Raw genomic sequence first — 16,482 nt, forward strand, 5'->3', positions numbered from 1 at the left:
TCGTGTCCCGCTAGTGATAGCCGCTCGAGGCGTCGACCTTGCCACGGAAGACCCAATAGGCCCACGCGGTGTAGGCAAGAATGATCGGCACCAGGATCGCGACGCCGAAGATCATGAAATTAAGACTGTTGGCCGGCGCGGCTGCCCGCCAGATGGTGATGCTCTGCGGCACGATGTAGGGATACATGCTGACGCCGAGGCCGGCATAGGTGATCCCGAACAGGACCAGTGAGAGCACAAACGGCCGGTAGTCCTGCTTGTTGGCGAGACTCTTCAGCAGCAACAGCGTGATCGCCGCCACCGCGATCGGGATCGGCGCGGTGAACAGAATGTTCGGCCACTCAAACCAGCGCCGCCAGTAATCCGCCTGAAGAAACGGCGTCGCGAGGCTGACGGCGACGATGGCGATCAGCGTCGCGATCAACAGGTACCAGCTCAGCCGATAGGCGTGCTCACGCAATTCGCCGGTGGTTTTCATGACGAGCCAGGTCGCGCCGAGCAAACCGTAACCGGCGAGCACCGCGCAGCCCGTCAGGAAACTGAATGGTGTCAGCCAGTCCCACCAGCCACCCGCATAGTGCCGGCCTTCAACGTGAATGCCCTGCAAAATCGCGCCGAGCGCGATGCCTTGCGCCATGGCCGCGATCAGCGAGCCGCCGGCGAAGGCGATGTCCCAGCGGTTGCGCTCGCTCTGGGTGCGCCAGCGGAATTCGAAGGCGACGCCGCGAAATATGAGTCCGATCAGCATGGCGATGATCGGCGTATAAAGCGCCGGCATCAGCACCGCATAGGCCAATGGAAACGCGGCCATCAAGCCGCCGCCGCCGAGCACCAGCCAGGTTTCGTTGCCGTCCCATACCGGCGCGACGGTGTTCATCATCACGTCGCGGTCTTCTTTCTTCGGAAACATCGGAAACAACATGCCGAGTCCGAGGTCGAAGCCGTCCATCACGATGTACATGAACACCGCGAAAGCGATGATGAAGGCCCAGAGCGTTGCGATGTCGAATGTGAAGCTGGCCATGGCGCTCACCTCTGTCCGTGGGCGGGAACGGCCTGCGCGGGCGTGATACCGGCGGCGCGGGCCGGCACATCCCGGCTTGGGCCTTCTTCGCCATGATGCGGCGGCGCGTTCATCAGCCGCAGGATGTAGAACACACCCATTCCGAACACGATGAAGTAGACGACGATGAAGGCGAGCAGCGAGGTCGCGACCGCGGGCGCATCGAGCGGCGATGCCGAATCCACCGTGCGCAACAGGCCGTAAACCGTGAACGGCTGACGCCCGGCCTCCGTCGTGACCCAGCCAGCGAGGACGGCGATGAATCCCGCAGGACCCATAACCAGCGCGAAGGAATGCAGCAGCTTCGAATCATAAAGCGTGCCGCGCCAGCGTGCCCACAGGCTGAACAGGCCGATGCCGAGCATCAGGAATCCGATGCCGACCATGATACGGAACGACCAGAACACGAGCCCGACCTTGGGCCAGTTCTCGCGCGGCACGGTATCGAGCCCCTTCAGCGGCGCATCGAGCGAATGCTTGAGAATCAGCGACGACGCCTTCGGGATTTCCAGTGCATACTTGACGACCGCCGCGTCCTGATCGGGCCAGCCGAACAGGATCAGCGGCGCGCCGTTCGGGTGACTCTGGAAGTGACCTTCCATCGCCATCACCTTCACCGGCTGATGCTCGAGCGTATTGAGGCCGTGCTGGTCTCCGGCGAAGATCTGGATCGGCGCCACCAGCGCCGCCATCCACATTGCCATTGAGAACATCACGCGCGCGCCCTCAAGCCTCGAATTGCGCAGCAGGTGAAATGCGCCGACAGCGCCGACCACGAAGGCGGTGGTGAGATACGCCGCCAGCACCATGTGGACGAGGCGATAGGGGAAGGATGGATTGAAGATCACTTTCCACCAGTCGGCGGCGACGAACTGTCCTTGCGAGTTCATTGCAAAGCCTGTCGGCGTCTGCATCCACGAGTTGGCCGACAGGATCCAGAACGCGGAGATCAGCGTGCCGATGGCGACCATGAGGGTCGCGACGAAATGCAGCTTGTGGCCGACGCGGTTGAGCCCGAACAGCATGACGCCCAGAAAGCCCGCTTCAAGAAAGAAAGCGGTCAGCACCTCGTAGGCCATCAGCGGGCCGATGATGGGGCCGGTCTTGTCCGAAAATATCGCCCAGTTGGTGCCGAACTGGTAGGACATCACGATGCCCGAGACGACGCCCATGCCGAAGGCGACGGCGAAAATCTTCAGCCAGTAGTTGAAAAGGTTGATGAAAACCTCGCGGCCGGTCCATAGCCACAGCGCTTCGAGGACGGCGAGATAGCTTGCAAGGCCGATGGAGAAGGCCGGAAACACGATGTGAAAGCTCATCGTGAACGAAAATTGCCAGCGCGCCAGGGTAATGGCGTCGAAACCATCGAACATCGTGGACCTCCAGCATGTCCAATCTGGAGGTCGTATAGCATGCGCACCGCGACGTTGATAATCGCCGCGATGCACAAAGTTGCATGGCTCAGGCGCAATCGCGCCTGCGTCATTTAGCTGCTGGCGTTCAGCAGCTTGCCGACGGTGCGGTCGATGTCATCGTAGGCGCCTTCGCCGGCGTGGCTGTATACGATCCGGCCGGACCGATCGACGATGTACTGCGCCGGCCAGTACTGATTGCGCCAGGCATTCCAGGTGGCCGACTTGTTGTCCTGCGCGACGGGGTAGGTGATGCCATGCCGTTTCAACGCGGCCTGGACGTTGTTCGACGAATGCTCGAACGGAAATTCCGGCGTGTGGATGCCGACAATGACGAGACCCTTGTCCTTGTACTTGGAATAAAGCTGCGTGACGTGCGGCAGGGTGTTGACGCAGTTGACGCAGCCGTAGGTCCAGAAGTTCACCAGCACCACCTTGCCGCGCAGGCTCGCGAGCGTCAGCGGCGGCGAGTTGAACCAGTTGCCGAGGCCGGTGAATTCGGGCGCGGTGGTCCTGGCTTCCGCGACTTGAACGGCGCTGCCGGCCGCTGCGGTCTCATCGCTGCGGCCGGGTAGTGTCGAGGCCATCAGCGCCAGCGCGGCCACCGAAAGCATCCTGGTGAAATGTCGCATGGGTCTCTCCTTTAAGTTACAGGCCGGTCTGGCCGTTCGGGTAAAATTGGGTCAGCCACGCCACGGCGAGTGTGTCGTACTGAAAGTAGGTGGCGGCGGCGAAGGCGATCACGATCGCGCCGAAGCCTTGCTGCAATCGCGGCGCGATCCGCGCGAGACCGCGCACGCGCGCGGTCACGGCCTGTCCGCCATAGGCAATGACGAGCATCGGGATCGCGGCGCCGACGGCATAGGTCACCAGCAGCAGCGAGGCCCATGCGGTGTCCTTGGAGGTCGCGACGACGGTGAGGATCGACCCGAGCACCGGGCCGGCGCAGGGCGTCCACACCAGCCCCAGCGTCGTGCCGAGCATGAATCCGCCGAGCAGGCCCTGACGGTCGCGCGGTGTGGCGCCTTGTTCCGTCAGTCCGGTAAACCGGATCGAGAGCCATTCGAACGGCGCGGGCCAGATCATCAAGAGCCCGAAGATCGCAAGCAGAACGGCTGCGCCGTCACGCAGGACGCTCGGATCGAAATCGAACAGGCGCGTCAGCGCCGAGAGCGCCAGTGCGACGATGGAGAACGCAACCACGAAACCGGCGGCGATGAACGCCGGGCGGAGCGGGCTGGTCTGTCCGACCGATGCGCCAAGCAGGATCGGCAGCACCGGCAATGTGCAGGGCGCTGCGATGGTGACGACGCCGGCCAGCGCCGCAAGAACAAGGTTGAACACGATTTCACGTCCGCGAATGGCGCTACGGCACGCCGATGGCGCGGCCGCAACGGTGGGTTCGGTGAAATCTTCGAAGGAGACCGCCGCGATGTTACCGGGTAGCGGTGTCACGTGTTTGTGACACGATCCGTGACCGCGCCGGCTGGCTTCAGCGCATGAAGAAGCGCACCGGCACGGTGAAGCTCGCGGAGCTCTGCGTCATTTCCGGCGGGAACGACGGCAGCGGCTGGGCACGGCGGATCATCGCCATGGTTTCGCCATCGAGCGCCGCCGAACCGGACGATTTGGCAAGCCGCGCGCTCAGCACGCCGCCGGTGCGGCTGACGGTGAAGCTCAGCATCGCGACGCCCTGTTCGCCGGCCGCTTTCGCACCCGACGGATACTGCTTGTAACGCTGGAGATGTGCCGAGAGGATGCCGTTGTAGCTCGCGCGCGCGGCCTGCGCGGCGCGCGGCGCCGCGGTGGTCTGCGGCGCGGGATTTTCAGTCGGCTTCTTCGGCTTCTCGACGACCGGCTTCGGCTTTTTCTTCACCGGCTCCGGCTTGGGCTTCGGCTTTTCCGCAGGAGCAACGATGTCGGCCTTCTCCTGCAACGGCGTCGGCGGGATCTGTTCCTCGGCCACCTCCGGCTGTTTTTCGGGCTCGGGGGCGGGAGGTTCGGCTTCCTGCATCTGCGGGCCGGGCGCGATATCCTGCTGCACGGGCTCCTGCGTCGGCGGCGCGGATTCCAGATCGAGCATGATCGGCTCGGACGCCGTGCCGATCGCATCCGGCATCGGCGGCGTGTACAGGACAAATCCCGCGATCAGCGCCACATGCGTCGCCACCACCAGCGCCGCCGCGAGACCCCAGCGGCGGACGTCGGATATGTCGGGTGGTCCATGCAGGACGAGTGTGTTCATTTGCAGCGAGGCTCTCTGCCGTTAGTTTCTTGCGTCGAGCCCGACGAGCGCCACCTTGAGGTAGCCCGCGTTACGCAGCAGGTTCATCACATCCATCAGTTCGCCATACGGCACACTCTTGTCGGCGCGCAGGTAAACCGGATCGGCTTTCTTGCCGCTGGTGGCGGCATCGAGCGCGCCGATCAGCGTGGTGCGCGGAACGATGTCCTCGCCGACTGCGACCGACAGATCAGGCTTCACTGTGATGAAGACCGGCTTGTCGGGCCGAGGCGGCGGTGTCGCCGTCGAGGCCGGAAGCTCGACCCCGAGATCGACGGTGGCAAGCGGTGCGGCGACCATGAAGATAATGAGAAGGACCAGCATCACGTCGATGAACGGCGTGACGTTGATTTCATGCGATTCGGTCAGATCGTCATCTGCACCGGCGACTTTTCCACCCAGGCGAGCGCCCATGACGTTACTCCGCCGCGCGCGCGATGCGCAGTGAGCGGCGGCCCTGATCGCGGCTGATGAGCAGCATGACCTGCGCGGTCGCATCGCCGAGCAGCGCGCGATAGGCGGTGATCATGCGGACGAGATGATTGTAGATCACGACCGCCGGGATCGCGGCGATCAGGCCCATCGCGGTCGCGAGCAGCGCTTCGGCGATGCCGGGCGCGACCACCGCGAGGTTGGTGGTGTGCGCTTCGGAAATGCCGATGAACGAATTCATGATGCCCCACACCGTGCCGAACAGGCCGACGAACGGCGCGGTCGCGCCGATGGTGGCGAGCATGCCGGTGCCGCGCGAGATCCGCCGCGACATCGCCGCCTCGACGCGGCTGAGCCGCAGTTCGACGCGTTCCTTGAAGCCTTCGTCGTTGACGGTGTCCGACAGCGCCGCTTCCGCCGCCGCCGATTGCACCAGCCGGGATACGGCATCCTTGCCGCTGCGGGCATCACGCTCGGCTTCCATCAGCGAGATGTCGTTGCCGAGAACCTTGATGCGCTTCTTCGCGCGCCTGGTCTCGTGGCGCAGTTCGAGAAGCTTCGCGACGCAGATCGTCCAGGTAATGAGCGAGGCGAAGGCGAGACCGATCATCACCGCTTTGACGACAATGTCCGCGCCCATGAACATGCCCCACGGGGAGAGGTTGTGCGGCAGCGTGGGATTTTTCGCGGTCTGTCCAACGACCGGGGTCTGGACAGCGGGAGCCTGCGCGGGCGCAGCGATCGCCGGAGCGACAGGTGCCGGCGCTGGCGTCTGCGCGACGGGGGCTTGCGCAGCCGGGGTCTGTGCGGATGGCGCTGGCGAAGCGGGCGTTTGCGCGAAAGCCTGCGCGATCATCAGAGACGTTGCAGCGGCAAGCAAGACCAGTGATCCGGCAGCCTTCTTTGGGTTGGTCATATGCTCTCCGCTTCTTCAAATCGCGTTTGCTGCCGACATCGGGTGAACGTCGGATTGATAACTGTTTCGCAGTTTTCGCCGTCTTGCAGTTTTGGTCCGAAGCTCTCGCCGATGAATCCGCGGCGAGGCACCGCGGCCATAGCCCTTCGCCGAGAGGCAAGGTTCATTTTCAGAATAATGCACTGCGGCGTGCTTGTCGCCATGGGTGACCTAGATTCTCCCGAAACTGGAACGATTCCAGGGTTTCCGGGCCCTCAAAATTTCACATTCGTGAACAGCCGCACGCCGAGCCCGGGCTGTAAAACCTCAGCTTTTTTGAACGAAATATGATTGCGAATCCGCTCGTTGAGCAGGTTGTTGCCGGCGAGGCCGATGGTGAGTTCGCGCGGTCCGCTGTCGGTTCGGTTGAACGTATGCGTGTAGCTCACCTCTGCCTTGAGCAGATTGTAGCCGTCGGTCGGGGTCTCATTCAGCGACACGTCGTTCTGGGCGAAGGCATGCAGCAGCCCGACCCGCGCGTACCATTCGGCGCTGCGCCACCATACGCCGCCGCCGGCGCGCATCGGCGCGATGCGCGGCACGTTGGTTCCATCGGTGAAGGTCGCGCGCACGATGTCATATTGTCCGTCGACGCCGAACATGCCGTCGCCGAGCGGCGTCACGTCGAGCTGGGCGATGACTTCTGCGCCCCTGAAGACTGCATCGCGCTGGCCGTAGGCGACCTGCGTCAGCGGACCGGCCGCGCCGCAACTTGCAAACGTGTCGGTGCAGAAGTTGCCGGTGACCTGCTTGAAGATGAAGTCCTTGTAGAGCGTGTAGTACAGGCTGGTCTCGAACCGCAGTTGCCCCCTGGCGCGCTTGAGGCCGATCTCGGCGGTCTGCGCGGTCTCGATCCTGAGATTCGGATTTCCGATCACGAACGTCCCCGACGCGCCATCGGAGCCGCGCGAAAACAGCTCGGGTGCCGCGGGCGCGCGCTGCACGTACTGGGCGTTGAGTGTCGCCACCATGTCCCATGGCAGATATTTCAGCAGGCCGAGGCTGGTGCTTTTCGGCGTGAAGGTGCGCCGTGCAGGTTCCTCCGAGAACGTGTTGGGCGGTGGCAGGAAGTCCGCCGGGAAGGTTGGCGCCAGTCCCTTGACGATATGATTTTCAATGCGGCCCGCGGCCTGCATGCGCAGCGTGTCGGTGAACTGAATCTGCTCGAATGCGAAGGCCGCCGCGGTGTTCGTATTGGTCTGCGCCAGCAGGCCGCCGAGACTGCCGTCGGTGCCGAGTTCACGATGGCCGAACTGCGCGCCCCATGTTCCGGTCAGGGCGCCGATGGCGGTCGCGACCGCCGCATGATCGAACTCGAAGCGGCCTTCCAGTTCGCGGTTCTTGATGATGTTCTTCACCGCGTCGACGCCGTTGGCGTCGAGACCGAGTTCATTGTGCTTGTAGTTGCTGGCGCCGAAGGTGAAACGAAACGCATCGATGCCCTCGACCGGCGCGCGCCACTCGCCCTTGCTGGTCCATTTCGTCTGTTCCATGTCGATGCGCGAATTCTGCTGCGCATCGGCGACGCCGGGGATGTGATAGAGGCTGGTGATGTGCTGGATCGCGGTGCCGATATAGCCGCCGTCGAAAATGTAGGAACCGCCGACGGCTTGCCCTTCCGTATTCAGTCGCGTGTTGGCCTGCACGCCGCCGGGAATCCGGTAATCGCCCGCACGCCGGCCGTAAGCATCGGCATGGATGGCTACATTGCTGCCGCTGGCATCGAGGCTGACCGCGCCGTCGAGCCCGTTGTCCACGGATGACGCGCCGCCCTTGAAGCGCGCGCTGAAACCGTCCTGCACCAGCTTTTCCGGAATGCGGTTGTTGGTGGCGCTCACCACACCGCCGATCGCCTGTGAGCCGTAGCGCAGCGTCGCGGGTCCGCGGATCACCTCGACCTTGTCGGCGGCGAGCGGATCGACCGGCACCACGTGATCCTGACTGAAGTCGGAGGCGTCCTGGGTGCCGATGCCGTTTTCCTGCACGCGCACGCGATAGTCGTCGAGGCCGCGAATGTTCGGACGGCTTGCGCCTGGTGCGAAGGTCGATGCCGAAACCCCCGGCAAGCCGGACAGAAGATCGGCGAGCGAGGCCGCGTTGCTGCGCTGGATTTCGCGGCCGGTGATCGCGGTGGCCGACTGGTAGGTGTTGTCGATGACGCTGAGCGGCCCGCGCTGCAAGCCGTCGTCAGATGTGGTTCCGGTGGGGACGGGGGCCGACACCGCGATCTCGGGGAGCACCTCCTGCGCCAGACCACGGCCAACATCGGCGGCCGTGACCGATACGCAGGCCATGCCCGCCGCGGAAACTAATGATTTCAAACGCATTTCACCCCCAACGCCACGCAAACTCGCGGAAGTTGATAATGCAAGTGCGAACTATTCGCAACAAGAGTTTTGCGACTGATTCTCAGGAAATCCTGATGATCCGAAGTGAGCGCATGAGCAACCGCGCGACGACACGCCGTGCAAGAGCGCGCGATGCCGCCGTCGCTGCGACGGAAGCCGGGGCGGTGAGGTGGTTGTGATTATTCCGCGGGCGCGGCGTCGCCGACGGCAGCGGACGTCTTTGCCGGAATGGCATGCGCGGCTGTCTTGATCAGCGCGCGCTGCCGGCGCTGCCGCAGCCAGACCAGAATGCCGGTGATGCCGAGCACTGCCGGCATGATCCCGCTGAGGAACACGACGAAGCGCCAGACTTCGCCCGAATGACTGCCTTCATGCAGCCAGCGAATCCATGACGCGGTCCGGTCTCCCGACAGCGGCTGGACGATGCTCACCTCTCCGCTGCGATCGTTGATCATGAGCGTCACCGGCTCGGTCTTGCCATCCTCACGGAGTCTGACGCGCCACGCGCCGGTCTGTGGGTTGGGATAGAAGATCGCGTCAACGGCCGAGTCCGGCCGCGCGGCCGCGGCCGCGTAAATCTCCGATGGCGAACGTGCCGGCTTGGCCATGACCTGGCCTCCGGGTCCGCCGCGCTGCTGTTGCGCTGTCATCGGCGCAACCGATGACAGCAGTTCGCGCCCCTGTTGCGGCCACGCCAGATAAATTCCCGTCAGCGAGATCAGCGCCAGCGGAAAGCAGATCCAGAAGCCGGTCATGTAATGCAGGTTGGACGATGTCGCAGGACTGCGCCGCCAGACGAAAGCGCGCGACCATTGGCCCTGCCGCGGCCACCACAGATAAAGGCCGGTGAGCGACAGCGTCAGCATCGCGGCGCCGGTCCATCCCACGATGCTGCGCCCGTAATCGGGGATCGTCAGGTTCTCGTGGAACACGCGCATGAAGCCGAAGAACGTGTTGCGGAAGTTGACGATGCCGAGCACATGCGCGTCGTGACGGTCGATGGTCGCGGTCAGCCGCACCGGACGCTCGCCTTTCGCCGCCGGCCCGCGCAACGCGATCGTCAGCGGCACGCGGCTGTCTTCCGGAAAGCCGATGAACAGCGGCTGGAAGCCGTCGCCCGCGGCTTTGCGTGCGTTTGCGATGGCGAGCGTAAGGTCCGTCGGCTGCGATGGCGCAATCGCGCCGCGCGGCGTGCTCATGAACTCGCCGATGTCGTCGTGATAGACGAGGATCGCGCCAGACAATGCAACGGGCACGAGCAGAATGAACAGGCCGATGCCGAGCCAAAGATGGAGGTTGCGCCAGAGCCGCTTCAGCGCTCCGCGCCGGTGTGTTGAAGGTGCCGCTGGCATTTAGATTATTTCTAATTCGGTGAGTTTGGAGAGATTCTAAAACCGCTTCATCAGAAACCGGATGGCCTGCTTCTTCTAGTCGCACAGCGCGTATTGTCGCAATTCCTATTCAGCGCAGCGCAGCCTGTTTGAAGACGTTCTAATCTCAAAGGCTTTCCTGCCTTCCTTACATTTTCTAAAGGCGTGCCTTGAATTCGCCGTTCTATTGAACGCGCGGCAATTTGAGTGGTGGGGACGAACTATGCGGGTTGTTGCTGGAATTTCCTTGAAGAACGTGGCGGCACGGGAAGCTGGGCTTTGCTTTGGGCGCGCGGTACGGCTTTCGGTGAGCTATGGTGCATTGATGCTGGCTTCGGCGGCCATCGCGTCTGGTGCTGTCGCCCAGGAAGCCCTGCCGACGATCGACATCGAAAGCGCGGGCGGCGACAAGAACGGCACTGTTGGTTATCTCGCAACGAGAACATCCAGTGCCACGAAGACCGACACACCGCTGCTCAATGTTCCTCAGTCGGTTAGTGTTCTGACCAAGGAATTCATCAAGGATCAGAATTTTCAGAGCATCGGTGATGCGATCCGCTACGTTCCCGGCGTGATACCGCATCAGGGCGAAGGCAACCGCGACCAAGTGGTCATTCGCGGGCAAAGCTCGTCGGCTGATTTCTTTATCAACGGCATCCGTGACGACGTGCAGTACTTCCGCGATCTCTACAACATCCAGAGCATCGAAGTGCTGAAGGGCCCCAATGCGATGATCTTCGGCCGTGGCGGCGGCGGCGGCGTTATCAATCGCGTGCAGAAGGAGGCCGATGGCGTTCCGATCAAGGAAGTCACGGTTCAGGGCGGTTCGTTCGACAACAAGCGGGTTTCGATCGACACCGGCGGTGCTGTGGACGCGAATGTCGCTGGCCGGATCAATGCGGTGTACGAAAAATCCGGGACCTTCCGGAACTACGGCGATATCGAACGCTACGGCATCAATCCGACTGTCACGATCCGCGGCGATGATACCAAGGTCAAACTCAGCTATGAGTACTTCCACGACGAGCGCACCGCGGATCGCGGTATTCCTTCATTGGGAACTGTCCCGGCGGCAACACGTTTCCGCCCCACGGTTCCTTACCCGACCGATCCCGCGACGTTCTTCGGAAATCCGGACCTGAGCTACGCGAAGGTTGACGCGCATATCGCGGATGCGGTGATCGAACATGACTTTAACAATGGTCTGAAGGTCAAGAATACGTCGCGTTATGCCTATTACGACAAATTCTACCAGAATGTATTCCCGGGCAGCGCAGTGAATCCCGCGACACAGACGTTGACGCTGTCGGCATATAACAACGGCATCAAGCGCCAGAATCTGTTCAACCAGACCGACTGGACCTACAAGACCAACACGGGCCCGGTGTTGCACACTCTCGTGTTCGGCACTGAGTTTGGGCGGCAGACCAGCAACAGCTTGCGTATGTCGGGCACCTTCCTCGGCTCGAATGTTGTTTCCGCTTTCAGCCCCGTGAGCTTTGTTCCCGTCAGGTTTGCTAACAACGGCGGGTCTGACGCCAACGCCCTTTCGACGCTTGACCTCGCCGCCGTCTACGCGCAGGACCAGATCGAAGTCACAAAGTATCTTCAGTTTATCGGCGGAGTGCGCTTCGACCGGTTCGACCTGACGGTCAATAACAGAAACAACAATCTGACCACCAATCGGGTCGACAATCTTGTCTCGCCCCGCGCCGGAGTCGTGTTCAAGCCCGTCGACAACGTGTCTTTCTACGGCAGTTACAGCGTTTCCTATCTGCCGAGTTCAGGCGATCAGTTCAGCGCGCTGTCGCCTGGCCTTGCGGTCACCGTGCCGGAGAAATTCACGAATACCGAGGTTGGCGTGAAATGGGATATTACGCCGCGGACGCTGTTCACAGCTGCGGTTTACAATCTTGATCGAGATAACCAGAGATTCACCGACAACCAGGGCCGCATTCTGACGACCGGCAAGACCAATACCAAGGGTGCCGAAGTGGCTCTGACGGGATACGTCACGGATCAGTGGCAGGTCACCGGTGGTTACGCATACACTGACGCTCGTATTGTCAGTGACACCTCGGCGATCATTGTCAAAGGCAATCGTGTTGGCCTCGTGCCGTACAATACGTTCACGATGTGGAACAAGTATCAGATCGATCCGATGTGGGCTGCGGCCGTGGGTGTCATCCACTACGACAATTTCTACGCCACGTCGGACGACACAGTCAGGCTGCCGGCCTTCACGCGCGTTGATGCCGCAGTCTATCTCAAGATCAATGAGATGTGGCGCGCGCAGTTGAATATCGAAAACATCTTCAATACCGGATACTACGCGACAGCCGACGCCAACAACAACATCTCCCCGGGTTCGCCCCGTGCGTTCCGAGTATCGGCCACAGCCAAATTCTAGGTCAGCTCATCATGTTTGCATGAGAGTGGAGCGGGAAGCGATCAATCGCTCCCGCTTTACGCCGACTTCGCCTGCGCCGCGACGAACGCGCGCCAGCCGCCGAACGAGGTGATGTCGCGCGCGCCCTCAATCGCGCCGGCCTCGGCCAGAAAGCCTTTCGCTGCGGAGCCGTCGGCGAGACGCACGGTGCCGATCGACAAAGGCGAGGGGATCGCGGCGACGAATGCGCCGAACGCCCTGGTCGGCAGCGCCCAGACTTCGACGGCGATGGCCGCGCCTGTTCCGGGATCGACACGCAGCATGCCGGGTTTGGGCGGCACAGTCCCTTTCAGCGCATAGAGCCTGTAGTCCGGCGTGGTCGATGTCGCCTCGATCAGGCGTCCGCCGAGCGACAGCAACTCATGATTCAGCGCCATGCCCGACAGATGCGCGCCGACCACGGCAATCGCCACCTCGTCCGTGCCGGGTTGTTTCGAGACCGGCGCGAGCGGCGGTTGAGTGACGCCTTTCGCGCCGGTTTTCAGCTTGGTGTCGGCGTGGAACACGCGCCCGATGCTGGCGAGCTGTGCATCGCGTCCGGCGGGTGCGAGCAGGGTGATGCCGAACGGAATGCCGTCGCTGCGCATCGCGGCGGGAATAGCGAGGCCGCACATGTCGAGCAGGTTGACGAAATTGGTGTAGGTGCCGTTGCGGCTGTTCAGCTCGATGGGGTTGGCCAGCACCTCGGCGACGGTGTAGGCGGTTGGCGCGGTCGGCAGCACCATGGCGTCAATCTGCTCGAACGTCGCGCGGCTGGTCTGCCGCATGGCTTCGAGTTTGTAGAGCGCGGCGAATGTATCGGCGGCGGTCAGCTTCTCCCCCTGAAGGGTAATCTCGCGCGTGACCGGATGGACCGCATCGGGATTGCTCGCGAGCAGATCGCGAATCACAAGATAGCGCTCCGCGACCCATGGGCCTTCATAGAGCAGCCGCGCAGTCTCATAGAACGGCTCAAGGTCGAATTCGACCGGCGTGGCACCGAGCGCGATCAGCCGCGCCACCGCGGCGTCGTAACTCTTTTCCGCAATGGTATCGTCGAAGAATTTCAACTGACCCTTGCGCGGAATGCCGAGCCGGATGCCGGACGGAAAACCGGTCACAGGGCCGACGAAGCGGTCGCGTGAATAGGGATCGGCGGCGTCGTATCCGGCCATGACATTGAGCGCGGTCATCGCATCGTCGACATTGAGCGAAAAGATCGAGACGCAGTCGAGGGTCCGGCACGCGGGCAGCACGCCGGAGGTGGACATCAGCCCGAGCGACGGTTTCAGGCCGACAATATTGTTGAGCATCGCCGGCACACGGCCGGAGCCCGCGGTGTCGGTGCCGAGCGAGAGCGGCACGAGCCCCGCCGATACGGCGACTGCCGAGCCCGAGCTTGATCCGCCGGGAACGAGATCGCCCTTCACCGGATTTTTCGGAATGCCGTAGGGCGAGCGCACGCCCACAAGGCCCGTCGCGAACTGGTCGAGATTGGTCTTGCCGATCACGATCGCGCCTGCGGCGCGCAGCCGCGCCACCGTGTTGGCGTCCTGTGCGGGCTTGTAGGAAAACGCCGGGCACGCAGCGGTGGTCGGAAGACCTGCGACGTCGATGTTGTCCTTCACCGCGACCGGAACGCCATAAAGCGGCAGCGATGGGTCGCCCTTCGCCGTCAGCGCCTCGGCCTCAGTGATCGCCTCGGCCTCATCGCGCAGGCTGATGAAGATCGCGCCATCGCCATGATCGCGGATACGCTGGAAGCTGCGTGCAACGGTTTTCGCGGGTGATGTTGTCCCCGCGCGATGCGCGGCGACGATCTCGGCAACAGTCTCGGTCACAAATCGCTTCCCGTCATTTTGTCGTTGATCCTATTCCGCCGGCACGGCGGCAGGCTTTGGCATCGCCGCCATCGCCGCGCCGAATCTGGCATAGGCGAAGAAGCCGGCGGCGACCAGAGCATAAGCCAGCGCCACGCCCGGCGTCACGCCGACGCCGACCGCGGGTCCGTGCATGAATCCGAAGAACGTGAGAACCGCGCCGGCGGCGGCGAAGGCAGATGCCTTGACGAAGTCGCGTTCGATCACGAACACCGCCATCGCAGCCAGCACCAGTCCCGAGAGAATCGAGCCTTCGCCGAGGATTTCGAGCCCGTGATAGAGCACGCCGGTCGCGCCGAGCTTGTCCATGCCGACGGCGGCGGCGCTGGTGCCGGCCGCGGTGAGTGCGCCGTCCACCAGTGTCTTGCCCCACGCGGCGAGATGCGGCGTCAATGCCAGCACGATAGCTGGCGCGTGACTGGCAGGCGCCGCCTGAAACGCCTGTGCGCCGACCAGCATGCCGATGTAAAGCAGGATGGGCAGGATCGCGACGACGGGTACAAGATTCAAAAGCAGCGAGATCACACCTAGCCACGCCAGCACGATCACCATCAGGCCGGTCGCGGCGGAATAGCCGATGCGCCCGCCCATCGCCTTCCAGCCGGGATGGCCGATGTACACCGCGTTGATGAAGGGATTGCCCATCAGCGCGCCGATCAGGCTGACGACGCCGTCGGCGGTCAGCACGCGCGTGGTCGGATAGTGGTCGCCGGCGGCTTCGGCGCTTTCCACGTTGTCCATCGCCTCCACCAGATCGTAGACGCCGAATGGAATCGCGGTGACGAGAATGATGCCGATGAACTCGAAACCTGAGAACACATGGCCGATGGCGGGAATTGGCAGCGAGAATCCGATGTTGCTGAACGCCGCGCCAAGCTTCGCCAGACTCATCCCGCCGATGTTCAGGCCGAAGATGTTGGAGCCCCACGCGATCGCGGTGCCGACGAAGATGGCGACAAGACCGGCCGGAATGCCCTTGGGATATTTCACGCCGCCGAACCAGCTTGCGAGGATCACGGCAAAACATGTGAGGCCAATCACCGGCGTCATGAACATTTCGAACGCCGGGCGCATCGAGATGAACGCAACCGAGACGCCCGCGAGTGTGCCGAGCAGCGCCGCGCGCGGGGTGATGCGTTGAATCCATGGCGCGATGAAGCCGCCGAGCATCAGGATAAAGCTCTGGATGAACACCCAGGTCAGCCCCGCTTCCCATGCCTTGATCGGATCGCTGGTCTTGAGCAGGATCGGCAGCATGATGACGAAGGTGACGATGAACATGTGCGGCACGCTGACGCCGGACGGCAGCGCGCAGACATCGTTGCGTCCGGTTTTCTGCGCGAGGCGATAAGCCAGCCACGCGTAGTACATCGTGGACAGAAACATCATCAGGCCCAGCGCGGGCAGGATGCGGCCGAATACCAGCGAGTCCGGCATCTTCAGCACAAAGCGCAGCAGCGCCGTCAGCGTCAGCATGTTGACAAGGATGTTGGTGCCGAAGCCGAAGAAGGCGTTCCAGTCGCCGGGTGCCCACAGGATCGGCTTGCCGGAAGCCATGGTCGTGTCTGATGTGCTCATCGCGCGCCCCTATGCAGTCATTTTCGATGGTTCGGAATTCAGTGCCGCTAAAACCTCTGACGATGAACTGACCCAGCCGAAGATGCCGCCCTGCGCCTTGATCATGCGCAGGCCCATCTCGTGGAATTCGGGAAAGTAGGATGCGCAGCAATCCCCCAGCACGATGCAGCGGTAGCCGCGGTCATTGGCCTCGCGCACGGTGGTGTTGACGCAGACTTCGGTGGTGACGCCGCACACCAGCAGCGTCTCGATGCCATGCTGCTTCAGCACGTCACCGAGGCCGGTGGCGTAGAACGCGCCCTTGCCGGGCTTGTCGATGACGATCTCGCCCTTGACCGGATACAGCGCTTCGATGATGTCATGACCCGCTTCGCCGCGAATGAGGATGCGGCCCATTGGACCCGGATCGCCGATGCGGAGTGACGGCGCGCCGCGTTCGATCTTGGCCGGCGGCGCGTCGGACAGATCCGGCAGGTGGCCTTCGCGCGTGTGAATCACGAGCAGGTCTGACTTGCGAAACGCATCGAGTACGAGGCTGCAAGGTTTCACGGCGCCCGCGAGTTGCGAGACATCGTTGCCGAGGGTTTCGCCGAAGCCGCCGGGTTCGAGAAAGTCGCGCTGCATGTCGATGATGACGAGCGCTGTCTTCGCCCACGTCACTTCGACCGGCGCCGGCTCGGCCGCGAGCAAATTTTTGACTGGCAGCATCGGCATCACCCCGTTCGTTGGTCT

Annotated in this window: 13 protein-coding genes; 1 reads left to right on the top strand and 12 read right to left on the bottom strand. The window is 62.9% G+C overall.

Annotated features, from left to right (window positions below):
• Positions 1–10 precede the first annotated feature (10 nt).
• The 9 genes from cydB to AC1Q6J_RS08170 form a co-directional block, all read right to left on the bottom strand.
• The gene (gene cydB, locus AC1Q6J_RS08130; protein ID WP_492278807.1) at positions 11–1,024 is read right to left on the bottom strand and encodes a cytochrome d ubiquinol oxidase subunit II; all 1,014 of its coding nucleotides are present in this window, start codon (positions 1,022–1,024) and stop codon (positions 11–13) included.
• Positions 1,025–1,029: 5 nt separating this feature from the next.
• Entirely contained in the window at positions 1,030–2,436 is a 1,407-nt protein-coding gene (locus AC1Q6J_RS08135) for a cytochrome ubiquinol oxidase subunit I (protein ID WP_492278808.1), read from the bottom strand.
• A gap of 113 nt (positions 2,437–2,549) precedes the next feature.
• The gene (locus AC1Q6J_RS08140) at positions 2,550–3,107 is read right to left on the bottom strand and encodes a thioredoxin family protein (RefSeq protein ID WP_492278809.1); all 558 of its coding nucleotides are present in this window, start codon (positions 3,105–3,107) and stop codon (positions 2,550–2,552) included.
• Between the two features lie 16 nt (positions 3,108–3,123).
• Entirely contained in the window at positions 3,124–3,819 is a 696-nt protein-coding gene (locus tag AC1Q6J_RS08145) for a cytochrome c biogenesis CcdA family protein (RefSeq protein ID WP_492278965.1), read from the bottom strand.
• A 148-nt stretch (positions 3,820–3,967) separates the two neighbouring features.
• Positions 3,968–4,720, bottom strand: a complete 753-nt coding sequence (locus AC1Q6J_RS08150) for an energy transducer TonB family protein (protein ID WP_492278810.1) — start codon at positions 4,718–4,720, stop codon at positions 3,968–3,970.
• A 21-nt stretch (positions 4,721–4,741) separates the two neighbouring features.
• Positions 4,742–5,173 (bottom strand): TonB system transport protein ExbD, encoded by a 432-nt coding sequence (gene exbD, locus AC1Q6J_RS08155; protein ID WP_006023015.1) that lies wholly within the window; start codon positions 5,171–5,173, stop codon positions 4,742–4,744.
• Between the two features lie 4 nt (positions 5,174–5,177).
• Positions 5,178–6,107, bottom strand: a complete 930-nt coding sequence (gene exbB / locus AC1Q6J_RS08160) for a tonB-system energizer ExbB (RefSeq protein ID WP_492278811.1) — start codon at positions 6,105–6,107, stop codon at positions 5,178–5,180.
• Positions 6,108–6,361: 254 nt separating this feature from the next.
• Entirely contained in the window at positions 6,362–8,473 is a 2,112-nt protein-coding gene (locus tag AC1Q6J_RS08165; RefSeq protein ID WP_492278812.1) for a TonB-dependent receptor, read from the bottom strand.
• A 200-nt stretch (positions 8,474–8,673) separates the two neighbouring features.
• Entirely contained in the window at positions 8,674–9,846 is a 1,173-nt protein-coding gene (locus AC1Q6J_RS08170) for a PepSY-associated TM helix domain-containing protein (RefSeq protein ID WP_492278813.1), read from the bottom strand.
• 241 nt (positions 9,847–10,087) lie between these two features.
• Here AC1Q6J_RS08170 and AC1Q6J_RS08175 point away from each other — a divergent pair, with 241 nt between their 5' ends.
• The gene (locus AC1Q6J_RS08175) at positions 10,088–12,274 is read left to right on the top strand and encodes a TonB-dependent receptor (RefSeq protein WP_492278814.1); all 2,187 of its coding nucleotides are present in this window, start codon (positions 10,088–10,090) and stop codon (positions 12,272–12,274) included.
• 56 nt (positions 12,275–12,330) lie between these two features.
• On the opposite strand, the gene atzF is transcribed toward AC1Q6J_RS08175, so the two are convergent.
• The 3 genes from atzF to AC1Q6J_RS08190 are packed head-to-tail and all read right to left on the bottom strand — an operon-like array spanning position 12,331 to position 16,458.
• Entirely contained in the window at positions 12,331–14,133 is a 1,803-nt protein-coding gene (gene atzF, locus AC1Q6J_RS08180) for an allophanate hydrolase (RefSeq protein ID WP_492278815.1), read from the bottom strand.
• A gap of 30 nt (positions 14,134–14,163) precedes the next feature.
• On the bottom strand, positions 14,164–15,750 hold the full coding sequence (locus AC1Q6J_RS08185) for a regulator (RefSeq protein WP_492278816.1): 1,587 nt from the start codon (positions 15,748–15,750) through the stop codon (positions 14,164–14,166).
• Positions 15,751–15,759: 9 nt separating this feature from the next.
• Entirely contained in the window at positions 15,760–16,458 is a 699-nt protein-coding gene (locus tag AC1Q6J_RS08190; protein ID WP_492278817.1) for a cysteine hydrolase family protein, read from the bottom strand.
• Between the last annotated feature and the right edge of the window lie 24 nt (positions 16,459–16,482).

This window comes from Afipia sp. MLSD5-FHT05B12 (assembly GCF_058793355.1).